The 21,409-nt window shown below is 73.7% G+C and carries 19 protein-coding genes; 6 read left to right on the plus strand and 13 right to left on the minus strand.

The features are described from left to right. Nucleotides 1-2 precede the first annotated feature (2 nt). Entirely contained in the window at nucleotides 3-1,556 is a 1,554-nt protein-coding gene (locus tag ACWGPF_RS08830; protein ID WP_452332471.1) for a hypothetical protein, read from the plus strand. Nucleotides 1,557-1,728: 172 nt separating this feature from the next. On the opposite strand, the gene ACWGPF_RS08835 is transcribed toward ACWGPF_RS08830, so the two are convergent. The 10 genes from ACWGPF_RS08835 to ACWGPF_RS08880 are packed head-to-tail and all read right to left on the minus strand — an operon-like array spanning nucleotide 1,729 to nucleotide 12,871. Then, nucleotides 1,729-2,508 (minus strand): polysaccharide pyruvyl transferase family protein, encoded by a 780-nt coding sequence (locus ACWGPF_RS08835; protein WP_452332472.1) that lies wholly within the window; start codon nucleotides 2,506-2,508, stop codon nucleotides 1,729-1,731. A 33-nt stretch (nucleotides 2,509-2,541) separates the two neighbouring features. Further along, a complete protein-coding gene (locus ACWGPF_RS08840; RefSeq protein WP_452332473.1) occupies nucleotides 2,542-4,038 on the minus strand; it encodes a sugar transferase in 1,497 nt (498 codons plus the stop codon). Then, nucleotides 4,035-5,129: an acyltransferase family protein gene (locus tag ACWGPF_RS08845; RefSeq protein ID WP_452332474.1), complete on the minus strand. Its 1,095-nt coding sequence runs from the start codon at nucleotides 5,127-5,129 to the stop codon at nucleotides 4,035-4,037. The genes ACWGPF_RS08840 and ACWGPF_RS08845 overlap by 4 nt, the downstream gene beginning before the upstream one ends. Next, nucleotides 5,122-5,616 (minus strand): acyltransferase, encoded by a 495-nt coding sequence (locus tag ACWGPF_RS08850; RefSeq protein ID WP_452332475.1) that lies wholly within the window; start codon nucleotides 5,614-5,616, stop codon nucleotides 5,122-5,124. The genes ACWGPF_RS08845 and ACWGPF_RS08850 overlap by 8 nt, the downstream gene beginning before the upstream one ends. Beyond that, nucleotides 5,613-6,905 (minus strand): polysaccharide pyruvyl transferase family protein, encoded by a 1,293-nt coding sequence (locus tag ACWGPF_RS08855; protein WP_452332476.1) that lies wholly within the window; start codon nucleotides 6,903-6,905, stop codon nucleotides 5,613-5,615. The genes ACWGPF_RS08850 and ACWGPF_RS08855 overlap by 4 nt, the downstream gene beginning before the upstream one ends. Then, nucleotides 6,889-7,929 carry a glycosyltransferase gene (locus tag ACWGPF_RS08860; RefSeq protein WP_452332477.1) on the minus strand — a complete coding sequence of 347 codons (1,041 nt, stop codon included), beginning with the start codon at nucleotides 7,927-7,929 and terminating at the stop codon, nucleotides 6,889-6,891. The genes ACWGPF_RS08855 and ACWGPF_RS08860 overlap by 17 nt, the downstream gene beginning before the upstream one ends. Then, entirely contained in the window at nucleotides 7,905-9,422 is a 1,518-nt protein-coding gene (locus tag ACWGPF_RS08865; RefSeq protein ID WP_452332478.1) for a lipopolysaccharide biosynthesis protein, read from the minus strand. Before ACWGPF_RS08865 ends, ACWGPF_RS08860 begins: the two co-directional genes overlap by 25 nt. 10 nt (nucleotides 9,423-9,432) lie before the next feature. Next, a complete protein-coding gene (locus ACWGPF_RS08870; protein ID WP_452332479.1) occupies nucleotides 9,433-10,935 on the minus strand; it encodes a lipopolysaccharide biosynthesis protein in 1,503 nt (500 codons plus the stop codon). Further along, nucleotides 10,932-11,816 carry a glycosyltransferase family A protein gene (locus tag ACWGPF_RS08875; RefSeq protein WP_452332480.1) on the minus strand — a complete coding sequence of 295 codons (885 nt, stop codon included), beginning with the start codon at nucleotides 11,814-11,816 and terminating at the stop codon, nucleotides 10,932-10,934. The genes ACWGPF_RS08870 and ACWGPF_RS08875 overlap by 4 nt, the downstream gene beginning before the upstream one ends. Next, the gene (locus ACWGPF_RS08880; RefSeq protein WP_452332481.1) at nucleotides 11,816-12,871 is read right to left on the minus strand and encodes a polysaccharide pyruvyl transferase family protein; all 1,056 of its coding nucleotides are present in this window, start codon (nucleotides 12,869-12,871) and stop codon (nucleotides 11,816-11,818) included. The genes ACWGPF_RS08875 and ACWGPF_RS08880 overlap by 1 nt, the downstream gene beginning before the upstream one ends. A gap of 381 nt (nucleotides 12,872-13,252) precedes the next feature. Between ACWGPF_RS08880 and ACWGPF_RS08885 the strand changes: the two genes are divergently transcribed. The 5 genes from ACWGPF_RS08885 to ACWGPF_RS08905 all read left to right on the plus strand — a co-directional run bounded on the left by ACWGPF_RS08885 (nucleotide 13,253) and on the right by ACWGPF_RS08905 (nucleotide 19,483). Further along, the gene (locus ACWGPF_RS08885; RefSeq protein WP_452332482.1) at nucleotides 13,253-14,278 is read left to right on the plus strand and encodes a glycosyltransferase family 2 protein; all 1,026 of its coding nucleotides are present in this window, start codon (nucleotides 13,253-13,255) and stop codon (nucleotides 14,276-14,278) included. 88 nt (nucleotides 14,279-14,366) lie between these two features. After that, on the plus strand, nucleotides 14,367-15,365 hold the full coding sequence (locus tag ACWGPF_RS08890; RefSeq protein ID WP_345439021.1) for a glycosyltransferase: 999 nt from the start codon (nucleotides 14,367-14,369) through the stop codon (nucleotides 15,363-15,365). A gap of 9 nt (nucleotides 15,366-15,374) precedes the next feature. Then, complete coding sequence (locus ACWGPF_RS08895; protein ID WP_452332483.1) at nucleotides 15,375-17,438, plus strand: glycosyltransferase; 2,064 nt, start codon at nucleotides 15,375-15,377, stop codon at nucleotides 17,436-17,438. A gap of 25 nt (nucleotides 17,439-17,463) precedes the next feature. Next, nucleotides 17,464-18,774 (plus strand): UDP-glucose dehydrogenase family protein, encoded by a 1,311-nt coding sequence (locus tag ACWGPF_RS08900; RefSeq protein WP_452332484.1) that lies wholly within the window; start codon nucleotides 17,464-17,466, stop codon nucleotides 18,772-18,774. A 1-nt stretch (nucleotide 18,775) separates the two neighbouring features. Next, nucleotides 18,776-19,483 (plus strand): YdcF family protein, encoded by a 708-nt coding sequence (locus tag ACWGPF_RS08905; protein WP_452332485.1) that lies wholly within the window; start codon nucleotides 18,776-18,778, stop codon nucleotides 19,481-19,483. Nucleotides 19,484-19,487: 4 nt separating this feature from the next. Here the strand turns inward: ACWGPF_RS08905 and ACWGPF_RS08910 are convergent, their stop codons facing one another. The 3 genes from ACWGPF_RS08910 to ACWGPF_RS08920 form a co-directional block, all read right to left on the minus strand. Further along, on the minus strand, nucleotides 19,488-19,970 hold the full coding sequence (locus ACWGPF_RS08910; RefSeq protein WP_452332486.1) for a hypothetical protein: 483 nt from the start codon (nucleotides 19,968-19,970) through the stop codon (nucleotides 19,488-19,490). Beyond that, nucleotides 19,967-21,121: an ABC transporter gene (locus ACWGPF_RS08915; RefSeq protein ID WP_452332487.1), complete on the minus strand. Its 1,155-nt coding sequence runs from the start codon at nucleotides 21,119-21,121 to the stop codon at nucleotides 19,967-19,969. Before ACWGPF_RS08915 ends, ACWGPF_RS08910 begins: the two co-directional genes overlap by 4 nt. Nucleotides 21,122-21,217: 96 nt before the next feature. Then, nucleotides 21,218-21,397 carry a hypothetical protein gene (locus ACWGPF_RS08920; protein ID WP_345439009.1) on the minus strand — a complete coding sequence of 60 codons (180 nt, stop codon included), beginning with the start codon at nucleotides 21,395-21,397 and terminating at the stop codon, nucleotides 21,218-21,220. Nucleotides 21,398-21,409: the final 12 nt, after the last annotated feature.

Genomic DNA, 21,409 nt, shown 5'->3' on the forward strand with positions numbered 1-21,409 from the left:
GCATGGCCATCGCAGAGGCGACCGGCCGCGGGCGACCGCCGCGCCCGCCATCCGCCCGGCTCGCCCGCCGCGAGCGCAGCCGCCGCCGCAGGGACGACGCGGGATGGGCCATCGCCATCCTCGTCGCGGGCGTCGCGTCGGCCGCGGGCGTCGTCAGCGTCCCCGTCGTCGCGGTGCCCGTCATCGCCGGCGTCCTCGGCATCCTCGTCGCCATCCGGTGGCCCTTCGCCATCGCCTTCACGACCCTCGCCGTTCTCGCGATGTCGTCGATCCTCGAGATCACGCTGGGGGCGGCGGGAAGCGCCGTCGACGACGTGCTCGTGCTCGTCTGCGCCGTCGTCTTCACGGCGCGGCGGATGGTCACGGACCGCGCCGTCGTGTTCCCTCCCGGCATCCCCTGGTTCGCGGGATTCGCGCTCGCGGGGGCGGCGTCGGCCGTGATCCTCGCCGTGCCGGCCTCGATCTGGACGCAGCAGGCGTTCCTCAGCATCAAGGGCGTCATCCTGGCCCTCGCCTTCGCGCAGCTGGAGTGGACGCGTCGTCACCTGCACGGGCTCATCGTGGCGGGTGCGCTGCTCACGGCCTTCCTCGCCCTGTGCGGCTTCCTCAATCTCGTCGCGACCGAGGCGTGGGTCGGCTTCACGAGGATCCGCGCCCCCATCACCGTGTTCGGCATCCCCGCGCTCAACGGCCCCTATGCCCAGCCGGCGGCGTTCGGGCGCATCACGGCCGTCATCGGCGTGGGCGCGCTGTGCCTCATGCTCGTCTCGCGCCGGCGCCTGGCACCGGGCATCGTGTTCGTGCTGGCGTCGACGATGTCGGTGCTCACGGTGACGGTGAAGTCGCTCACGAGCATGATGGCGGTCTACGGCGTGCTGTTCGTGCTGCGCGTGCGCAACATCGCCGCGTTCCTGCTGCTCATCGCGGTCGTCCCCCTCTTCGCCGTCGTGGCGGCTCCCGTCCTCATCGACCTCATCTCGAACGATCTCACGGCGTACTTCTTCAACACCGACACCGAGTCGGCGCGGTCGCTGCTCGCCTCGGGCGCGCTCGAGATCGCGCAGGAGCATTTCCCCCTCGGCGCCGGATTCGGCCGGTACGGCACCTTCATCGCCTCGAGCGAGTACTCGCCCGAGTACCTCGAGCGCGGCTGGGAGTGGCACTACGGCCTCGGCCGCGAGGAGGCGTGGGGGCGCTACCTCACCGACACGCAGTGGCCCGCCATCCTCGGCGAGACCGGATGGCTCGGCGCCATCCTGTTCGCGGGCGGGCTCGCCTCCATGACGCTGTCGATGGTGCGTCCGATCGGCCCCCTCGAGCCGCCCCTGTTCACCTGGATCCGGTGGGCGGGCATCTCGTGGATCGGGCTCATCACGATCGAGTCGATCGCCGCGCCCGTGTACTCCTCGCCGCCCGCCTACGCGTTCGCCTTCCTCGGCTCGGCGATCGTGGCGGCGCTGCGGTACGAGCACCGCCGGCACGGCTCGGTCTTCGCGGTCGACGACTACGTCGAGGCGCCCGACACGCTGCGGGCGGCCGTGCGCGCCGGGCGCTGAGCCCGGGCCGGTCTCCCGCCAGGCCCGGGCCGGTCTCGCGCGGCTGTCCCGACGCACCGCACCGCAGATCGGATGACCGGGGCCGCTGTGCGCGTGCCCGCCCCACCAGGCACCATCCGCCCCACCCATCCGAATCCGGGTACGGCCGCGCACCCGCCGGCTGCACCGCGGCTCAGGCCGTCGGCTGCCAGAGGTCGGACGGGAAGGCGGCGCGCAGCGCGTCGGGCGTCCAGGAGAGCGGGGGCGCGATGTCGTCGAGCGCCTCCTCGTAGCTCGTCGCGAACCGGGGCACCCGGCGCCCCGTGCCCTCGTAGTAGTCCTCGTACTTGAAGATGGATTCGTGCGACGGCAGCACGGGCGAGACGGGCACGCCCAGCACGTCGGCGATGACGATCGCGTGCAGCGACGACGCCACGACGCGGCCGCTGCGGGCGATCGTCTCGATGACGCCGCGATAGCCCGTGCGCGGGTCGACGAGGCCCGGCTTGCCTCGCCACGAGGCGCGCTCGTTGAGGTTGGGCACCGAGGTGATCGGGATGGTCGGACGCGCCCGCTCGATGCCGAGCAGCGAGGGCGCGAGCAGACCGGGGTCACCGAAGACGTCGGGCACCGTCATGCCGCGCCGCCGCAGCACGTCGGCCGTCAGCGGCCCGCGCACAGCGCGCACGTCGAGCTGCCGCACGCGCACGCGATCGCCCTCGTCGAGCTTGCCGTTGACGCCCGTGCCCCAGACGACCTCGCCGTCGCGCGCGAGGTGCAGGATCGATCCGACCGATACGAGCCTCGGGGCGTGCGCGCGCGGCACGGCGTCGGGAGCGCACAGCCGCTCCACGATCATGGGCCCGAGCAGGTCGCCGAAGTTGTTGACGCGCGTCGTGCGCGGCAGCACCCCCGGCGCCAGCGACCGCCTCGGGTTCCAGTGCACGACCTCGACTCCCCGGACGCGTGTCACGTGCCGTCTCCTCTCCCGCGACCCCGCGGCATGTCAGTAGGCCCCCGCCCCGAACACGACGGCCCGCGCGGTCTTCCAGAGGATGAACAGATCGCCCCACATGGTCCAGTTCTCGACGTAGAAGAGGTCGAGGCGCACGGTCTCGTCCCAGTCGAGGTCGCTGCGCCCGCTCACCTGCCAGAGCCCCGTGATCCCCGGCTTCACGAGGAAGCGGCGGTACACGTGCTCGGAGTACTGCGCCACCTCGCGCTCGAGCGGAGGGCGCGGGCCCACGAGCGACATCGAGCCGAGCAGCACGTTGAACAGCTGCGGCAGCTCGTCGATGCTGAAGCGCCGCAGCACGCGCCCGACGGGCGTGACCCGGGGGTCGTCCTTCATCTTGAACATCACGCCGTTGCCGCCCGCCGCGTCCGACCCGACGAGCTCGGCCAGGCGCGCCTCGGCGTCCTCGTACATCGAGCGGAACTTCAGCATGCGGAACGTGCCGCCGCGCAGGCCGACGCGCTCCTGGCGGAACAGCACAGGTCCGGGACTCGACGCCCGCACGAGCACCGTCACGACGGCGAGCAGCGGCGACAGCGCCACGATGAGCAGCCCCGCGCAGACGATGTCGAACGCGCGCTTGGCGTACTGCTTCCACCCCTCGTAGTGCGGCGTCTCGACGTGGATGAGCGGCAGGCCGTTGACGGGGCGGGTGTGCAGGCGCGGCCCACCGATGTCGGTGAGGCTCGGCGCCACGACGAGGTGCTGGCGACCGGGCTCGAGCTGCCAGCTCAGCTCGCGCACGCGCGACGACGAGAACTCGTTCGAGCTCGTCACGATGACGGTGTCGACGCCCGCCTCCTGCAGCACGGCCGGCAGGTTGTCGAGACGGCCGCGCACGGGGATGGTCGTGCCCGGCACGATCTCGCCCTGCGCGCCCCCGGGGATGGCCGCGCCCACGACCCGGAAGCCGGCCGCCGGTGTGCGCTGCACGTCGCGCGCGACCGTCGCGATCGACGCGGGCGAGCCGACGAGCAGCACGGCACGCGACATCCGCCCCTGCCTCCGCTGCGCGATGAGCCAGCGCCTGGCCGACCAGCGTGCGGCGAGCAGCAGGACGACGCCGGCGCCGAAACCGCACCCGAGGAACAGGCGCAGCCCCTCGATGTCGAGGAGGTAGACGCCGAGGGCGACGAGGCCGAAGGTGAGCACGGTGGACTCGACCACGCGCCGGTACTCGGTCGCACCCGTCCCGACGACGCGCGGCGAACGGCTCGCGCTGCCGGCGAGCAGCATCAGCCACAGCACGGCGGTGACGACCGCCACGACGGCCCGGTCGCCGTCGCCCGCGCCGCTCTCCGCCGAGGGGACGAGAGACGCCGCCGTCGTGGAGATCGCGATCGCGACGACATCGACGCACACCAGGATGCGCACGAACCGCGCCGCCCACGATCGGGGCGCCGCGCTCGCGCGCTCGGCCCTCCGTCCCGCCGTCGCGACCGGCTCTCGCGTCGCGATCGTGGGCGGGCTCTGCAGGGCTTCCGTCATGCTGTGCCTCCTTCTGCCGGCGGTTCGTGTCGCGGCGTCGCCGCGCGGGCCCCCGTCCGCCGCGCGCCGCGCGGACGCAGCGCGTCGGAGAGCGGACGGGGCGGGACGTACAGCCACCGCACGCGACTCGTCGCGCGGATGATCCACAGCGACGCGGCGAGCGCGACGGCGGCGAGCACCACCTGCAGCACGGCGCCCGCGGCGCGCGGCGGCCGCCATCCCGATGCCGACAGCACGGCCGCGAGCGCGACGATCGGGAACAGGTGGACGAGGTAGATGGTGAGGCTGCGCCGACCCCAGTCGGCCAGCGGCGCGCTCCCCCGCCACGGCGCGATCGCCCTGGCGAGCACGAGCCCGAATGCGACGGCAGCCAGCTGCCCGATGAGGACGACGCCCGGCACGGCACGCGCGCGCAGCAGGACGAGGGCGGCCACGACGAGCACGACGACGGCCCCCGACGCCGCGAGCTGGCGCCATCCGCTCGCCGCCACGGCCGAGGCGATGCGCCCCGAGAAGTGCAGGCCGACGAGGTAGAGGAAGAGCATGCCCGCGACGCGGTCCCACCCGACGTTGCCGGGGTCGACGATCCCCGCCCCCTGCAGCGCGGCGAGCGCACCCGCCGCGGTCAGCTGGACGACGGGCGGCACCGCGCGCAGAAGCCACCCGACGAGAGTGAACAGCGCGAGCGCCCACAGGAACCAGTAGCTGCTCGACGGCCACACGAGCAGCAGGGCGAGCGTGAGGGGCGACTCGGCGGAGAGGTCGCCGAGGCCGCCGTCGATTCCGGGCACCACGACGTAGAACACCCACCGGATGATCGACCACAGCACGTACAGATAGACGAGCGGCAGGACGCGCCGGCGCAGCAGATCCCGGAACGCGTACGTCGGCGTGCGGTGCTGCGTCATGCCCGCGAGCACGAAGAACGCCGGAATGGGGAACAGCTCGAGCGGCACCTTGAGGAGCGACGGCATGCCCTTCACCCCTGCGCCCTCGACATAGAGGAACGCGTGGAACACCACGACGAAGACGATGGCGGCGCCCTTGGCGACATCCATCCACTCGCCGCGCGCGACGATCCGCTCAGCCATGCGCCGCCTCCGCCTTCTCGAGCCTGCGGACGAGCCGCGCCGGCACCCCCGCATAGACGGCGTCGGGTTCGCAGTCGCCGACGACGACGGCCCCCGCCGCGATCACGGCGCCCGCGCCGATCGAGACGCCGCTCAGCACCGTCACGCCCGCTCCGAGCCAGCATCCGTCGCCGATGCGGATGGGCGCGGCGGCGATGGCGCCCGCGCGCTGCGGGGACGGCCCGAGCTCGTGCGTCGTGGGGAGCAGGGCGCACCGGGGCCCGATCCGCACGCGCTCGCCGACGTCGACGCGCGCGTTGCCGCCCACCAGCAGCTCCGCGTTGAGGAACGAGCCGGCGCCGACCGCGAGATCGCGCGGCGAACCGAGCAGCCGAATGCCGGGGTACACGCGCACGCGGTCGCAGCGCACCCCCGCGGCGCTCAGCAGGCGGCCCCGCATCCGCGGCGACCAGAGGGGCCAGGCCGCGACGGCCGTCGCGAGCGTCATGACGCGCCCCCGCCGGCCCGCGCGGGCAGACCGCGGAAGCCGTCGGCCGCCATCCCGCGGAGCACGGGCACCGCGGCCGCGATGGATGTGCGCGCAGGCGACCCTGCCGGGAGCGCCGCCTCGACGAGCCGCACGACATCGGCGCCGAGGCCGACACGGGGCCGCACGCACATCTCCGGCGTGCCCGCGAGCGCCATGAGCCCCTCGACCTTGCCCTGCGAGGCGAGCACGACGGCGGGGGTCGCGAACGGCAGCGCCATGACGGCGAGGTGCATGCGCCCCGTCACGACGATCTCGGCGCCGTCGACGAGGCCGCGCACCTCGGCGGGAGCGAGCGCCCGCTCCACGACCGCGACCCCCTCGGGCACGGCGCGGCGCAGCGCCTCCGACGCGGCGCGGTCGTCGACCGCCGTGCCGACGACGTGCGGCAGCACGACGACCCGCAGGCCGAGGTCGCGCAGACGCCGCACGACGACGGCGTAGTCGGCGACGAGGTCGGCGCGGCGCGCGATGCCCCCGCTCACGTTCACGACGGCATACGGGCCCGTGAGCCCCAGCTCGTCGCGGGCCGCGCGGTCGACTCCCGTCGCCGCGAAGACGACGTCGGCGACCGTACGGGTCGGCGCGATGCCGTCTGCCCGCAGCCGCTCGGCGCTCACGGGGTCGCGCGGCAGGATCTGCACGCCCGCCCGCCGGGCGGCGCGCAGGCTGCTGCGCGCCGCGCCGCGCGGCTCCTCCGACCAGCTGAACCCGAGGATGCGGCTGCTCGCCCCCGCGCGCACCGCCGCCTCGGCGACGACGGCGCGCATGACGGAGGCGCGCGGCTGATAGTGCCCGTCCATCGTGTCGGCGCCCAGCACGACGACCCACCGCGCGTCGGCCAGCAGCCGCGCGAACCGGGCCAGGTCGCGACGGCGGTCGTCGACGGTGCCGTAGAGCAGGCCGGGGAGCACGACGACGTCGGCCTGCTCGGCGTGCGCGCCGGCGAACGAGAACGCGCGCTCCGAGGAGGCGACGACGGTGACGTCGCCTCCGACGTTGTCGAGGAACGCCTCGACCATCGCCTGATCACCGATGTTCCCGCCGCCGGGAGGGGCGACGAGCACCACGCGCGTGCGCTGCTCGAACGGCACGGCGTCGCCGAACCCGGCGAGCGCGCCCGCGATGCGCCGCAGAGCGGATCGCCGTGTGGCACCGGACCTCAGGAGCGCGTCGCGCGCCATCCGCCGGGCCGACGAGGCCAGCGACGAGCGACGGGCGTCCGGGGTGCGGTCAGCCGACTCGAACATCCGCTTCCTCCTCGATCCTCTCGCCGCGCGCCCGTCGGTACGCCCGCGCGTGCAGGGCGCCGATGCGGGCCGCATCGCGCGCCGCGATGTCGGGACCCTCCGTGCAGAGCAGTCCCTCCGCCGCGACGGCCTCGAGATGAGCCGCGAGCACATCCGGAGTGAGCGCGCCGCGGTACATACGCACCCACCCGTGCCCGAGCTCGTCGGCGAGCAGGGCGTTGGCGCCCGAGTGCGGCACGAGCACGGGCCGCCCGAGCGAGGCCGCCACGAGCAGCGCCCCCGAATTGTGCATCTCGCGGTACGGCAGCACGACGAGGCTCGCTTCTCGTACCTCGCGCACGAGATCGGCGTCGTCGAGGTAGCGCAGCGAGAGCCCGATCCGCGGGTCGTCGCCCGCCGCCGCGCGCACGCGCTCCTCCTGGCCCGGATGCGCCCTGCCCGCGATGCGCAGGCTCAGGGCCGCGTCGTCGAGGCCCCGGAACGCCGCGATGAGCTCCTCGACGTTCTTGTACGGGCGGATGATGCCGAAGAACGCCACCCGCCCCGGAACCGCGGCGGGCTGCGGGAACGACGCGAACGCCTCGGCGTAGTGGCCGTGCGGGATGAGGACGACGTCGACGTCGCCTTCGGGTCGCGTCGTGTCGTTCAGCGCGATCCACAGGCGGGTCGCCGCGTCGATGCGGTCGAGCGCGCGGGCCTCCGCGGCGTCGCCCCGCTCGTGCGGCCGCGGATTGTGGAAGGTCCGCACGAGGGGGATGCCCCGCACCCGCAGCACGAGGAGCAGCGCGTCCATGAGGCGGCGCCGGAGGAAGGCGCGCGCCCGGCCCCTGCTGTCGCGCACCAGCAGCTCCGGCCAATGCACGTGCAGCACGTCGTAGCGCCCGCGCAGCGCTTCCGGCCAGCTGAAGTAGCGGTACTCGACGTCGTCGGGCGCTCCCTTCTCCAGGAGGTCGGAGAACTCCCCGACGCCCGGCGAGCGCCGCATCGACAGCATCACGATCATCCGTCGGCCTCCGTGTTCCATGCGTCCGTCCCCTCCTCGGCTGCCGCCCGCCGCCGGCGGGACCCGATCACCTGGCGTCCGATCCCGACCGTCTCGCGCACCTGCGCGCGGAAGCCGGGCAGCACGAGCGCCGTCGCCGCGGGCACCGCGAGCGCGATGCCCGTCGCGACGGCCAGCCCGCCGGTCGTGCCGCCGGGCAGCCAGGCCGCGCACACCGCGGCCGCCGCTCCCGCCGACACCGCGACGACCGTCATCCCGCGCAGCCCGTTGCGGAGCATGGCGCCCACGGGCGCGTCGGAGCAGCGGGCGAGCCACGCGAGGCTGGCCGGCCAGTACAGTGCGAGCGCCGCCGTGTAGGCCCAGGCCACCCCCGTCGCCCCCCACTGCGAGCCGACCACGACGACGACGATGCCGACGGGCCGCGTCGCGAGCGCGTAGAGCAGCTGCTGGCGGCCGAGCCCGAGGGCCACGAAGACCCACGAGCTGGCCTGCGTGGCCGCCTGGAACACCCCGCCGACGGCGAGCGCCTGGAAGAGGGGGGCGACGTCGCCCCATCCCCCGCCCAGCGCGACGCGCACGACCGCCTCGGGCTGCGAGATCGACACGGCCGAGACGACGCCGACGACGAGCAGGAGTGCGAACTGCCCCGCGAGGATGTAGCGCGCGAACCGGCGCGGATCGTCCTGCAGGCGGGCGAGCACGGGCACGGCGACGCGCGACGTCGGGATCTGCAGCTGATTCAGCGGCGCCGTCATGAGCTGGAAGGCCCGGTTGTACGAGCCGAGATCGACGGCGCCGAAGCGCAGGCCGATGACGACCGCGTCGACGTTGCGGCTCGCGTAGTTGAGCAGGTTCGCACCCGCGAGCGCCGCGCCGAAGCGGACGAGCGGGCGCACGGGCGTCGCCCTGCGATACGGGCCGGGCAGCCATCCGGTGAGCGCGACGCCGAGGACCAGCACGACCGCGGCCTGCACGACGACCTGCCACGCGAGCGCCCAGACGCCCGCGTCCGCGGCGGCGAGCGCGATCGCGGCGGCGAGCCCCGCGACCTGCCCCGTCGTCTCGGCGACGGCGAGGCGGCCGAACCGCAGCGACCGCGACAGGTCGGCCGAGAACTGCACCGACATGCCCCGCAGCAGCAGCGTCGCCGAGAACAGGACGACGACGGGCTGCAGCGCCGGCTCCCCGTAGAGCGCCGCCACGCCCCACGACGATGCCATGGCCGCGACGCACAGGAACGCCCCGATGAGCGTGTTGAGCCAGAACAGATTCGCGCGTTCGGCTGACCCGAGGGTGCGGGCCTGCACGGCCGCCTGCCCGAGGCCCAGATCGCGGACGACGTCGGCGATGCCCACCAGGGCGACGACCATCGCCATGAGGCCGTACTCGTGCGGCGTGAGCAGGCGCGCGAGCACGACGACGCCGGCGAGCTGGATGACGATGCGCGCGCCCTGCGCGGACAGCGTCACGACCGCCGCCCGCGATGCCGCCCCCGCCAGCGTCTGCGTCGTCATGCGCCGCCCCTCACTCCGCCGTCCGGGGCCGGCGTCGTGCGAGCGCACGGGCGATCGGCGCCGCGGCGGCGGCGAGCGCCCTGCGGTTCTCGTCGCCCGCGATCGGGAGCAGCAGCGCGACGTACAGCGCGCCGCCCACGACGGCCGCCGGCACGGCGAACGTCCAGAACGCGCCGGCCGACTGCGCCCACGGCGTCGGCTGCAGGAGCATCACGGCGGCAGCGACCGGGATGACCGCCACGAGGCAGCGCGCCACCTGCCCGACGTAGCGCCACACCGGCAGGTCGATGTACCGCCGCAGCAGCCACAGCCGCACGGGCCACAGCACCACGCGCGCCCAGCGCGACAGCGCGACCCCGAGCAGGCCGAGCGGCACGAGCGCGAAGACGAGCGCGATGCTCGCGACGCTCTGTGCGAGGGCGAGCCAGAAGGCGGTCTGCGCGTGCCCCGTCGCGACCATGACCGAGCGGTCGAAGTACATGGCCGTGCCGAGCGCCCATCCCGGGGCGAGCACCCAGAGGATCGGGACGGCCTGCTCCCATCCGCCGCCGAAGACGAACGGCACGACTTGGTCGGCCAGCGCCGCGACGAGGAAGAAGATCGGGAAGCTCACGGCCGAGGCGGCGAACGTCATCTGCCGGAAGATGCGGTTCAGGCGAGGCAGGTCGTCCTGCACCTTCGAGAACGTCGTCAACGAGACGCGCGCGATGACGGAGGTCACAAGCTCGACGAGGATCGTGCCGAGCCGCTGCGCGACGTAGTAGTAGCCGAGCTCTGTAGCCGAGAAGAACGCGCCGACGACGATCTTGTCGACGTTCGCTTGCACGGCGTCGAGCAGCTCCATGCCGAGCACGCTGACGCCGACCGTCCACAGACCGCGCAGCGACGCGACGGAGTACTCGAAGCGCGGACGCCACGTCGTCGAGGTCCACAGCACGACGACCGCGACGGCCGCCGTGCCGAGCGACTGCGCGACGAGCGCCCAGACGCCGCCGCCTAGCAGCGCCACCGGCAGGGCGACGGCCGCGCCCGCGATCGTGCCGATGGACTGCCGGATGGAGAGCGTCTTGAAGCCGAGCTCGCGCTCGAGCAGCGCGGCCGGCGTCTGCGACAGCGCCGTGATCGGCAGCGCGAGGGCGAGCACGGGCAGGACGTCGGCGAGGCCCGGCTCGTCGAAGGCCTCCGCGAGCGCGGGGGCCGCCAGCACGACGATGAGCGACAGCACGCCCGACATCCCGAGCGACGTCCAGAAGGCCGTCGAGGCGTCGACCGCCTCGACGCGGTCGCGCTGGATGAGCGCCTTGCTGAAGCCCGAGTCGACGAACACCTGCATGATCGCCATGAAGGCGCTCGCGAGCGAGATGAGGCCGAAGGCGTCGGGGGGAAGGAGCCGCGTGAGCACCGCGAAAACGCCCAGCATGAGCAGGCGCGACGACCAGCGCTCGGCGACGATCCAGCCGATCGAGCGCGTCGCCCGGCGGCCGAGTCCCTCGTCCCCGTCGTCGAGGATCATGCGCGGACGAGGACCCTCCTGGCGAACCGCGCGGCGCGGCGGCGGTTGCGGTACGTGGAGTCCGACACGCTCTGCGCGATCGCGGCGGGGCGCAGAGCCGACCACCACGTCGCGCCGGCACCGAGCGAGGCGTCGATCGCGAAATCGCGGCGGAGGGCGCGGCCGTACGGGCGCGCGACGCCCGTCATGGCCTTGCCGGAGTGGTTCTCTCCCGTGTCGACGTGGTAGACGGCGGCCCGGAACGGGATCGCGTGGAGCGTGCGTCCGCGCGCGGCATGCCACTCGACGGCGCCGTGGTGCGCGCCGAGCATGGCCTCGAGCCGCTCGCCGAACGCCTCGGCGACCTGCTCCTGGGTCGACGTCACGGTGAGGTCGTCGGGTATGCCGTACGCGGAATACGGCAGGATGTGGCACGTCCCGCAGATGCGGTTGAAGGCGTTCTGGGCGCGGTAGGCGTTGCGGGCTCGCGAGTACATCCAGCCGCGGTCGACGACCCAGCCCCGATCGTCCTTGCGGCCGGACAAGAAGGCCGCGAGGTCGCGGTGCACGAAGTCGTCGGCGTCGAAGATCATGACGTGATCGGGGGAATGCTCGCGCGCGGCTGCGAGCCCGATGCCGATCTTCGTGCCCTTGTCCCACACGAACGGCGCCCTGTCGGTGCGCGGGCCCGTGGCAGGCGCTGGCGCGGGGAAGTCGACGGGCACGAAGTGCACGCGCGGCGGTAGCTCGAACGACGGCCGCACGTTGCCGACGACGATGACGACGTAGTCGTCGCTCGTCTGGTTCGCCGTGGACGCCAGCGTGAGCCGCAGCAGCTCCTCGACGCGTCGGTAGTCCGCGGAGTTCTGCGGATGGCGGAGCGAGGTGATGAAGGCGAGCATCAGGTCGAGACCAGTCCTTCCACGAGGGAGCGGGCGTCGTCGACGCCGCTCGCGTACACGGCCGTCGAGAAGCCGCCCGTGTAGGCGTCGAAGACCGACCCGATCTTGCGGTAGCTGTTGTCGAGCACGATGTTCTCGATGCCGAGCAGGCACGCGAGCACGTGCGCGTGCAGACGGTCGACGACGACGAGGCGCGACCCCGCGTACAGGGCGACGGCGGCCCGGATGTTCTGCTCGTTGATGCGGGCGACGGCGTGCTCCGCGAGGCGGTGCACGATGCGCAGGCGCGGCGTGCCCCATCGCCGACTCGCCTGCACGAGGCGGCGGTCGAGGGCCGTCACGGCGCGGGCGATGCGCCAGCGCACGCCGGCCCATCCGCCGATCGCGCCCCAGTCGGTGACGCGCACGGGTCCGTCGCCGAGCCATCCGCGGCCGACGGCCGCGAGGCCCGATGCGCTCTCGTGGTCGGAGCGCGCGATGACGAGCACGTCGCCGTCGCGGCGGGGGCCCGCGTCGGCCGGCGCGTCCCACCCCAGCGCCATGTCGGCGCAGAAGCGCACCTGGGCCGACGGCAGCTGCACGCGCGCCCGCTCGATCGACTCGTCGTCGCGCAGCAGGACGAGGGCGTCGGGGTGAGCCGCGAGCGCCGCATCGGCGCGGGCGGCGCTCTCGTCCGACGAGAACAGGATCGACTGCGGCAGCTGGACGATGCGGTAGTCCGGCAGCTCCGCGAGGATGCGCTCCCGATGCGCCTGGTGCCCCGGCCAGAGGTCGCCGAAGTTGCCGCCGCCGTGCAGCAGCACGACGCCGCGCGGCATCGCGGCGCGCACGTCCTCGACGCGGTAGCCCCCGATGTCGGACGTGTACGCGACGCGGATGCCGATGTCGCGCAGGTAGGCGATCTCACCCGCCCAGATGAGCGAGTCTCCGACGTTGCGCTGGTTCGGCATGTCGAGGAGCGCGACGTCGCGCACATCTCCGATCGCCTCGAGCAGCGTCTGCCGTGTGCGCGCTCTCAGCGCCTCGAGCCGGCTCCGATCGCGGCCTGTCAGCATGTGCTCTCGTTTCTCCGGTGGGGCGGGATCCGATGGGCGCGTCGCGGGACGCGAAGTGCCGCATCGCGCCCGTCGATCCCCGACCATACACACACCCCGCAACCGGGCAACGGCCGAAACGGTCGAACTACCCATGCAGGGACCTCCCCATGATTCCCCGATCAGAGATCCTTTTCCAGCCTCTGCGAATTCCGATATCCGGGCATCTACCCTGCGCAGTTCTGCCGTTACGTGTTCGTTAACCAATGGAAAATCTCGTCGCGGACCGGGGTCGCGTCGGGCTACGGTGCCAACCACACGGGGGTGTCGCCAACGACGTGCCGGGCCCCACGGGATCGCAGCCGGATCATCCGGCTCGGAATGCCGAGGAGGAAGAGCACGATGAACACGCATGCCGCGACAGCACCGGACGGAGCAGGGCGGGCGTCCCTGCGGACATCGCCCAGGGCGACCGTCGTCGTGCCCTGCTTCAACGGCGAGGAGTTCGTCGCGTCCGCCGTCGAACGGCTGCTGCGCCAGTCCGCTCCGGCGCGGATCGTCGTCGTCGACGACGGATCGTCGGACGGCTCGGCCGACGTCGCCCGCGCCCTGGCCGACGTCCACGACAGCGTCGAGGCGATCGTGCTCCCCCGCAACGGCGGAGTCGCTGCGGCCCGCGAGGCCGCCGTCGCCGCCGCGTCGGGAGAGTTCGTCTGGTTCATCGACATCGACGACGAGTGGCCCGACGACGCCCTCGAGCGGATGATCGGCGCCGCCGACCGCTACGACGCCGACATCGTCTGCGCCGCCGCCGCCGTCGTCGCCCCGGGGCGAGCCACCCGGATGCTGCAGTCGAGCGCCAGCCCCCGCGTCCTCGCCGCTCGAGCGGCCCTCGCCGAGCTGCTGACGGGCGAGCTCACGGGGCACCTCTGGAACAAGCTCTTCCGGCGCGAGCTGGTCGCCCGCGTGCCGTTCACGCGGATCGCCCAGCACTCCGATCAGGCGATCGTCGCCCAGGCGCTCGCCGAGGCGACGCGCGTGGCGGTCGTGCCGGGGACGGTCTACACCTACCGCCTGCGGGAGGGGTCGATCATCCGCTCGAACCCGCGGCGGGCCGAGGCTCTGCGCGTGCTCGGCGACGTCGTCGGCGACGCGGCCGGGCGCGTGGGCCTCCGCGGCGGCGTGGAGCACCGCTACTACGAGGCGCGGTACCTGCATCTCTCCGGGTTCAAGGACGCGACGTCCGGCGCCTATCCCGCCGCCGACGCCCGCGTCCTCCTCGCCGACGTCCGATCGCGCATGAGCGCGGCCCATGCGCGTTCGCTCCTCCGCAAGGGCGACGCGCGGCGCGCGGCGCTCTACACGGCCGGATGGGCGTGGCCCGCCCTGCTGCAGCGCCTCCTCGACCGACCAGGCGCCCGCCTCTAGACCCGAACCCGACTCGACGACCCGAACTCGACGACCCGATCCATGCCCCCGCACACCGATCCGCGAGACGACAAGGAGACCGATCACGATGGCTGGTCTGAGAGTCCCCCTCCCCCCGCTCACCGAGGAGAGGCCGCGCAAGCTGATGCTCGCGGCCTCGACGGGCGGGCACATCGCGCAGCTCGTCCGCCTGGCGCGCGGCCTCGGCGCCGAGGACGACTCCCTCTGGGTGAGCTTCGACTCCCCGCAGACGCGGTCGCTGCTGGCGGGTCGGCGCACGCTCATGGTGCCGTACATCCGACCGCGCGACTGGCAGTCGACGCTGCTCGCGCACCTCGTGGTGCGGCACGCCCTCGCCGACGAGAGCTTCGACGCCGCCGTCAGCACGGGCGCCGCCCTCGCGCTCGCCGCGCTCCCCGCCGCGCGTATGAAGGGCATCCCCTCGCTCTACATCGAGAGCGTGTCGCGCGTCGACGGGCCGTCGATGACAGGGCGGATGCTGCACGCGTCGCACGCCTTCGACGTCCGTTCGCAGCACCGCACGTGGGCACGCGGCCGCTGGGGCGTGCACCCCAGCGTGCTCGAGACGTACACGACCGTGCCGCGGCTCTACTCGCCGTCGCACCCGCTGCGCGTGTTCGTCACGCTCGGCACCATCAAGGGCTACCGGTTCGACTCGCTCGTCGACGCCGTGCTCGCCTCCGGCATCGCGGGCGACCAGACGACGTGGCAGCTCGGCTACACGCCCCGCGACGATCTGCCCGGCCGCGTCCACACGCATATGGCCAGTGAGGACTTCGACCGCGCGGCCCGCGAGGCGGATGTCGTCATCACGCACGCGGGCGTCGGCACGATCATGGGGCTGCTCGAGATGGGCATCTACCCCGTCGCCGCCGTGCGCAGGCAGGCCCGCGGCGAGCACGTCGACGACCACCAGGCGCAGATCGCCCGGCTCATGAACGAGGCGGGCATCGGCGTCGCCGTCGAGACGGACGAGCTCGACGCCGCCGTGTTCGAGCGCGCCGCGGCGCTGCGGGTGATCTCCGGCACCGCCGACACCGCCGACCTGCCCCGATTCGCCGGCTGAGAGGACACCGTGATCGAGATCTACGTCCCCGCGATCGGCCAATACGACAACATCGGCGACGTCATCCTGCGACGCCGTCTGATCCGCTGGCTCCAGCCGCTCGGCCGGCTGCACGTCTTCGTGGGCGACTCCCCCGCGGGCTACGCCGAGGCGCTCGGGCTCGCCGACGACGACATCGTGTACCGCAGCTTCGCCGCGTTCTACCGCGACGCGGTGCGCGACGCGCTGCGCGGCCGCGCCTCGTACGTCTTCAAGCCGGGGGAGATCCAGATCACACTGGCCGGCCTCAAGGAGCATGTGAGCCTCGTGCCCCTGCAGCTCCTCGTCCGGGCGCGCGGCGGCGCCGTCATCCGCGTCGGCGCGGGCTCGAGGGGGTTCCGCCCCCTCGCCCGCGCGCTCATGCTGCCGTCGCTCTCGCTGACGGACCTCACCGTGTGGCGCGACCACCGCACGGCCCGGTTCCTCGGGACGGGGGGCGTCGGCCCCGACCTCGCCTTCGCCGAGGGCTCCGACCATCCGCGCGGCGACGAGGAGCGGACGCTGCTCGTCGTGTCGATGCGCGGCGACCGCCCTGTGCCGCCCGACGCGTGGTTCGACGGCGTGCGCGCGGTCGCAGAGCGGCGCGGGCTCGAGGTCGTCGCGATCGTGCAGGTGGAGCGCGATCGGCTGCACTCCGCGCTGCTCGCCGAGCGCCTCGGCGGACGGGTGCATCCCTGGCCGGACGCCGACCACGGCGGGCACGAGCTCGCCCTGCGGGAGCTCTATCGTCACGCAGCCGTCGTCGTGAGCGACCGATTGCACGTGCTCATCGCGGCGGTGACCGAGGGCGCTCCCGCCGCAGCCGCGCTCGTCGATGCGTCCGACAAGATCGACCGGCACTTCCGTGCGGCGTCGCTGCCCGACGTCAGCCTGCCGATCGCCTCGCGGCCGGCAGACGATGTCGACCGCTTCGTCGACGCGGCCGTCGACGACTGGCCGCGCTTCGCACGGGGACTCGAGACCGCGCGCGCAGAGCTCGAGGGCATCCGCGCGTCGGTGGAGCGCGTCCTCGCCCAGCCGCCGTCGCGTCGGCGCACCGTGTGGCACCTCGGCCGGCGCGGGGACGTCGCCGGAGGGATGACGCAGGTCGTCAACGCGTTCATCGCCTGGCCGTTCGAGGCGTCGCGCGTGCGGCTGCTCACGACGCGCGACGGCACCACGGGGCCGAAGGCCGTCCTGCTCTACCTGGGCGCCCTCGCGCGGCTGCCCTTCCTCGGCGCCCGGCGGAGCACCGTCGTCGCCGTGCACCTCTCGCAGGGAGGATCGTTCGTGCGCGAGGGGAGCCTGGAGCGCTTCGCGGCACTCCTCGGCTACCGGACCGTCGTGCATCTGCACGGCAGCAGCTTCGTCGACTACGCCGAGCGTCATCCCGCCCGCGTCGCCGGAGTGCTGTCGCGCGCCGACGCGATCGTCGCGCTGAGCGCCGAGACGCGCGACGCCGTGCTGCGCCTCGTTCCGACGGCGCGGGTCGAGATCGTCCCCAACGCCGTGCCCACCGGCACGACCCGCGGCAAGGAGCGGATGGTCGTCTTCGGCGGCTCCGTCGGCCGCCGCAAGGGCGTCGACGTGCTCGTCGAGGCCTGGCGGCTGCTCGGTCCCGTCGACGGATGGACGCTGCACATCGCGGGGCCGCTCGCCGAGCCCGACGTCGTCGTCGATGCGCCGGAGGGCGTCGTCGTGCACGGGGCGCTCCCCCACGACGCGCTGCTCGCCCTGCTCGAGCGCTCGGCGATCGCGGTGCTGCCCTCGCGCGACGAGGCGATGCCCATGTTCGTGCTGGAGGCTCTCGCGCGGCGCAACGCCGTCATCGCGAGCGAAGTGGGCGGCGTGCCATCGCTGCTCGACGGGGGCGCGGGAGCCCTCGTCCCTCCCGGCGACATCGCCGCCCTCGCCGCGGCGCTGCGCCGCATCGTCGACGACGACGCCGCGCGCGCGGCCCTCGCCGATGCGGGGTACGCGCGGTTCGACGAGCAGTTCTCCGCCCGCTCCGTGTACCCGCGCGTCGAGGGCCTCTGGCTCAGCGTCCTCTCCTGATCCCCTCCCCCTCCGAAGGAGCGCAATGCGACTTTCCGTCACCGGCTGCGGCTATCTCGGCGCCGTGCACGCCGCGGCCATGGCATCGATCGGGCACGAGGTCGTCGGCATCGACGTCGACGCGCGCAAGATCGACGCCCTCTCGCGGGGCGATGCTCCGTTCTTCGAGCCCGATCTGCCCGAGCTGCTGCGCGCGGGGGTGGATGGCGGCACGCTGCGGTTCTCGACCGACGCGGCGGAGGCACGCGGCGCGGCCGTGCACTTCATCGCGGTCGGCACACCGCAGCGGAAGGACGGCCATGCCGCCGACATGACGTACATCGATGCGGCGGTCGACGCCCTGCTGCCGCACCTGCAGCCCGGCGACATCGTCGCGGGCAAGTCGACGGTGCCGGTCGGCACCGCCGCCCGGCTCGCCGAGCTCATCGCGCCCGCGGGCGCCGTGCTGGTATGGAACCCCGAGTTCCTGCGGGAGGGGTGGGCCGTGGTCGACACGATCTCGCCCGACCGGCTCGTCGTGGGGGTGCCCGCAGGGCCCGAGGGCGAGCGGGCGGCCGACGTGCTGCGCGAGGTCTACCGGCCGGCGGTCGAGCGCGAGACGCCCTTCCTCGTCTCCGACTACGCCACGGCCGAGCTCGTGAAGATCTCCGCCAATGCCTTCCTCGCGACGAAGATCAGCTTCATCAACGCGATGGCCGAGATCGCCGAGGTCACGGGCGCCGACGTCACGCAGCTGGCGGATGCCATCGGGCACGACGCGCGCATCGGCCGGCGGTTCCTGTCGGCGGGGATCGGATTCGGCGGCGGCTGCCTGCCGAAGGACATCCGGGCATTCGCGGCGCGGGCGGAGGAGCTCGGACGGGGCGAGTCGGTCGCCTTCCTGCGCGAGGTCGACGCCATTAACCTGCGACGGCGCGAGCGGGCCGTCACCCTCACGCGCGAGGCGCTCGGCGGCGATGTCGTCGGCAAGCGGGTCGCCGTTCTCGGCGCCGCGTTCAAGCCGCACAGCGACGACATCCGCGACTCGCCCGCCCTCGATGTCGCCGTGCGGCTCAAGGGGCTCGGCGCCGACGTCGTCGTCACCGACCCTGCCGCCGTCGACAACGCACGCCGTGCCCATCCGCAGCTCGCGTACGCCGACGCGCGCGACGATGCGCTGCGGGGCGCCGAGGCGGTCGTGGTCGTCACCGAGTGGGACGAGTACCGCCGGGAGCTCGATCCCGTCCACGCCTCGTCGCTCGCGGCGGGCCGCGTCGTCGTCGACGGGCGCAACTGCCTCGACGCCGACGCCTGGCGTGCAGCGGGATGGGACTACCGCGGACTGGGGAGGCCCTGACGTGTCGGGCGCGACGCTCGAGCCGCTGTCGGCCGTGCCAGGGACCCGCCGGCGCGCGCCCTCCGATCCCGTGCCGTCCGCGGGCGGTCCGCCCGACCCCGGTTCACCGCGGGGTGCGGCATCCGGGTCGCGCCGTCGGCGTCCGCGACGTCGTCTGACGCCGCGACGGCTTCTCGCGCGCATCGTCGGATGGGCCGCCGCGGCGGGTCTCGTCGTCGTGCTCGCCGGGCTGCCGCTCTACGTCTTCCCACCCGTCGACGAGATGCCCGCCGAGACCGACCTCGTGTACGTCATCGGCCCGCCGACCGTGCAGCGCACCTCGGCAGAGCGGGCGCTGCACCTGGAGGGCGTCTCCGACCTCGCGCTCTACTCCACGTCCGACCACGGCGGGTGGAGCGCCGAGGCGCTGCCCGTGTGCGAGGAGGAGGGTGTGGTATGCGCGCACCCCGAGCCGTACACGACGAAGGGCGAGGCGATGTTCCTCACGGACTTCGCCGCCGAGCACGGCGTCGCGTCGACGGTCGTCCTCACCTTCACGCCGCACGTCGCACGCACGCGGTACATCTTCGACCGCTGCTACGGGGGCGACGTCACCGTCGTCGCCGTCGACCAGAAGCTCAACGTGCTCGAGTGGATGTACCAGTACGCCTACCAGACGGCGGCGTTCGTCAAGGCGATCGCGACACCGTGCGACGCGCTCGACGAATGAGCGCTCACTCCTCGCCGTCGCGTTCCCACGGCCAGTGCGGCGGGCGCGCCTGCGTGCGCCGGACCGCGATGCCGGCCCACGCCGCGATCGCCGCGGCCAGCGCGATCGCGAGCACGGGCCATCCGATCACGACCGCCCCGACGGCGGCGGTCGCCGCCGCGAGGTCGGCGCCGAACACGAGGGCGAGCAGCCACAGCGCGGCGGCGTAGCCGACCACGACGGCGAGCACGACGCCGACGGTCGCGGGGTAGCGCGGGCGGGCGGACCGGAGGACCGGGAAGAGGGCGCCGCCGAAGACCGCCACGCTCGCGACGACGGCGAGCACCCCCGGCACGATCTCGATGCCCGGCGTGGCGATGACGTCGGACGAGGTCAGGAGGCTGCCGAATCCGAGCAGGCACACGACGAGCGCCCCATACCCGGAGACGGCGAAGGCGAGGAGCATCCCCGCGGGGAACCCCTCGCCTTCGCGACGCGGCCCGGTCACGCCGACAGCTGCGGCCCGGCCTCGAGCGTGCGCTCGTACTCCTCCTGCGCCTCGGCGTTCTGCGCGGCGACCTTCGCGCCGCGGCGAGCGGCCCAGGCGCCGAACCAGATCGTGATCTCGCGCGCGATGACGAACGCCGCGATCGCGACAGGAGACACGAGCGCCGTCACGACGAGAGCCTGGCCCTGGTCGGGGCTGAGCATCCAGAACGGCGCGGCGAAGAGCTGACCGAGCAGGTGGCCGCCGTACGCGATCACGCCGACGAAGAAGCCGAGCGTCACCCAGGTGCCCCAGCGCGCGCGGTTGACGAGCGCGCCGAGCAGCCAGAATCCGAGCCAGAACACGACGACGGGCACCCACAGCGAGGCGCTCGTCGCGAGCTGGACCGCCACGGTGCCGATCGTCGACAGGTCGACCTGGCCGAGCACGGCCAGCCAGCCGATCGTCGCGGCGGCGTACAGGACGGCGAACACGAGGGCCGCGACGAGGCCGATGAGGCCGGCCGCCCCGCGGTTGCCGCGCACCTTGGGCGGCTCCGGCGCCTGCACGAAGATCGGCTGCGGCGCGGCGGGGGCGACGGCGGCCGCCGGCACGACCGGCTCGCTCGCGGTCACGGCCGGCTCCGGATCGGCCACGGGCTCCGACGTCGAGAACGTCTTCGTCTCCGCGGGCTCGAACCACGGGTCGCGGCGCGGCGCGGCCTCGACGTCGGCGGGCTCCGGTGCCGTGAGCGGCGTGCCGGTCGCCGCGGCGTGCCGGCGCTCGAACTCCTCCAGCTCAGCGGCGAGGGCGGCGTAGTCGGGCTCGCCGTCGCCGTCGTTGTCGACGGGGGTCGCGGAGGTGCCGGCGGGCGTGGCGGTGGCGGAGCTCGCCGGGGTGGCGGGCGCTGCGGCGGCCTCCGGCTCGGCGGCCGCGGCGGCGGTCTCGGGCTCGCGGGACGCCGTCGACGGGGGCACCTCGTCGGCCGTGTCAGCCGCCGCCGACCGCTGCTCGGGCTCCGAAGGGGAGGCGTCCGACGCGTCCGCGTGGTGGACGTCGTGCGCGTCTGCCGCGGTCGCGGACTCCACGGCGTCGGCCGAGTCGACGTCCGCCGACTCCTCGATGGGATCGCCGGTGCGCGGGTCGCGTGCCGAACCCTGGGCGTCGCTCATCAGAAGCACTCCTCACAGCGGGGACTCTCCCCTGCCGTGAGGATATCCGGCGGTTCCGGCGCGTCGACGGAGCCTCGCCGCGGAATGTCGCGGATGTCAGGCCGGCTCGGGGGTGATCGAGCGCAGCCAGTCGAAGAAGTACTGCACGGCCCCGGCGATCCAGTCGCCGACGAGATGGAGGGAGGGGAGGGCGATCCACACGATGCCCGCGATCACGGCGAGCACGATCATCCCCACGATCCATGTCGCCGCCGTGCTCCGTCCCCCGATCGCCATGGGTCCAGGGTA

The organism is Microbacterium sp. NPDC055683 (assembly GCF_053617895.1).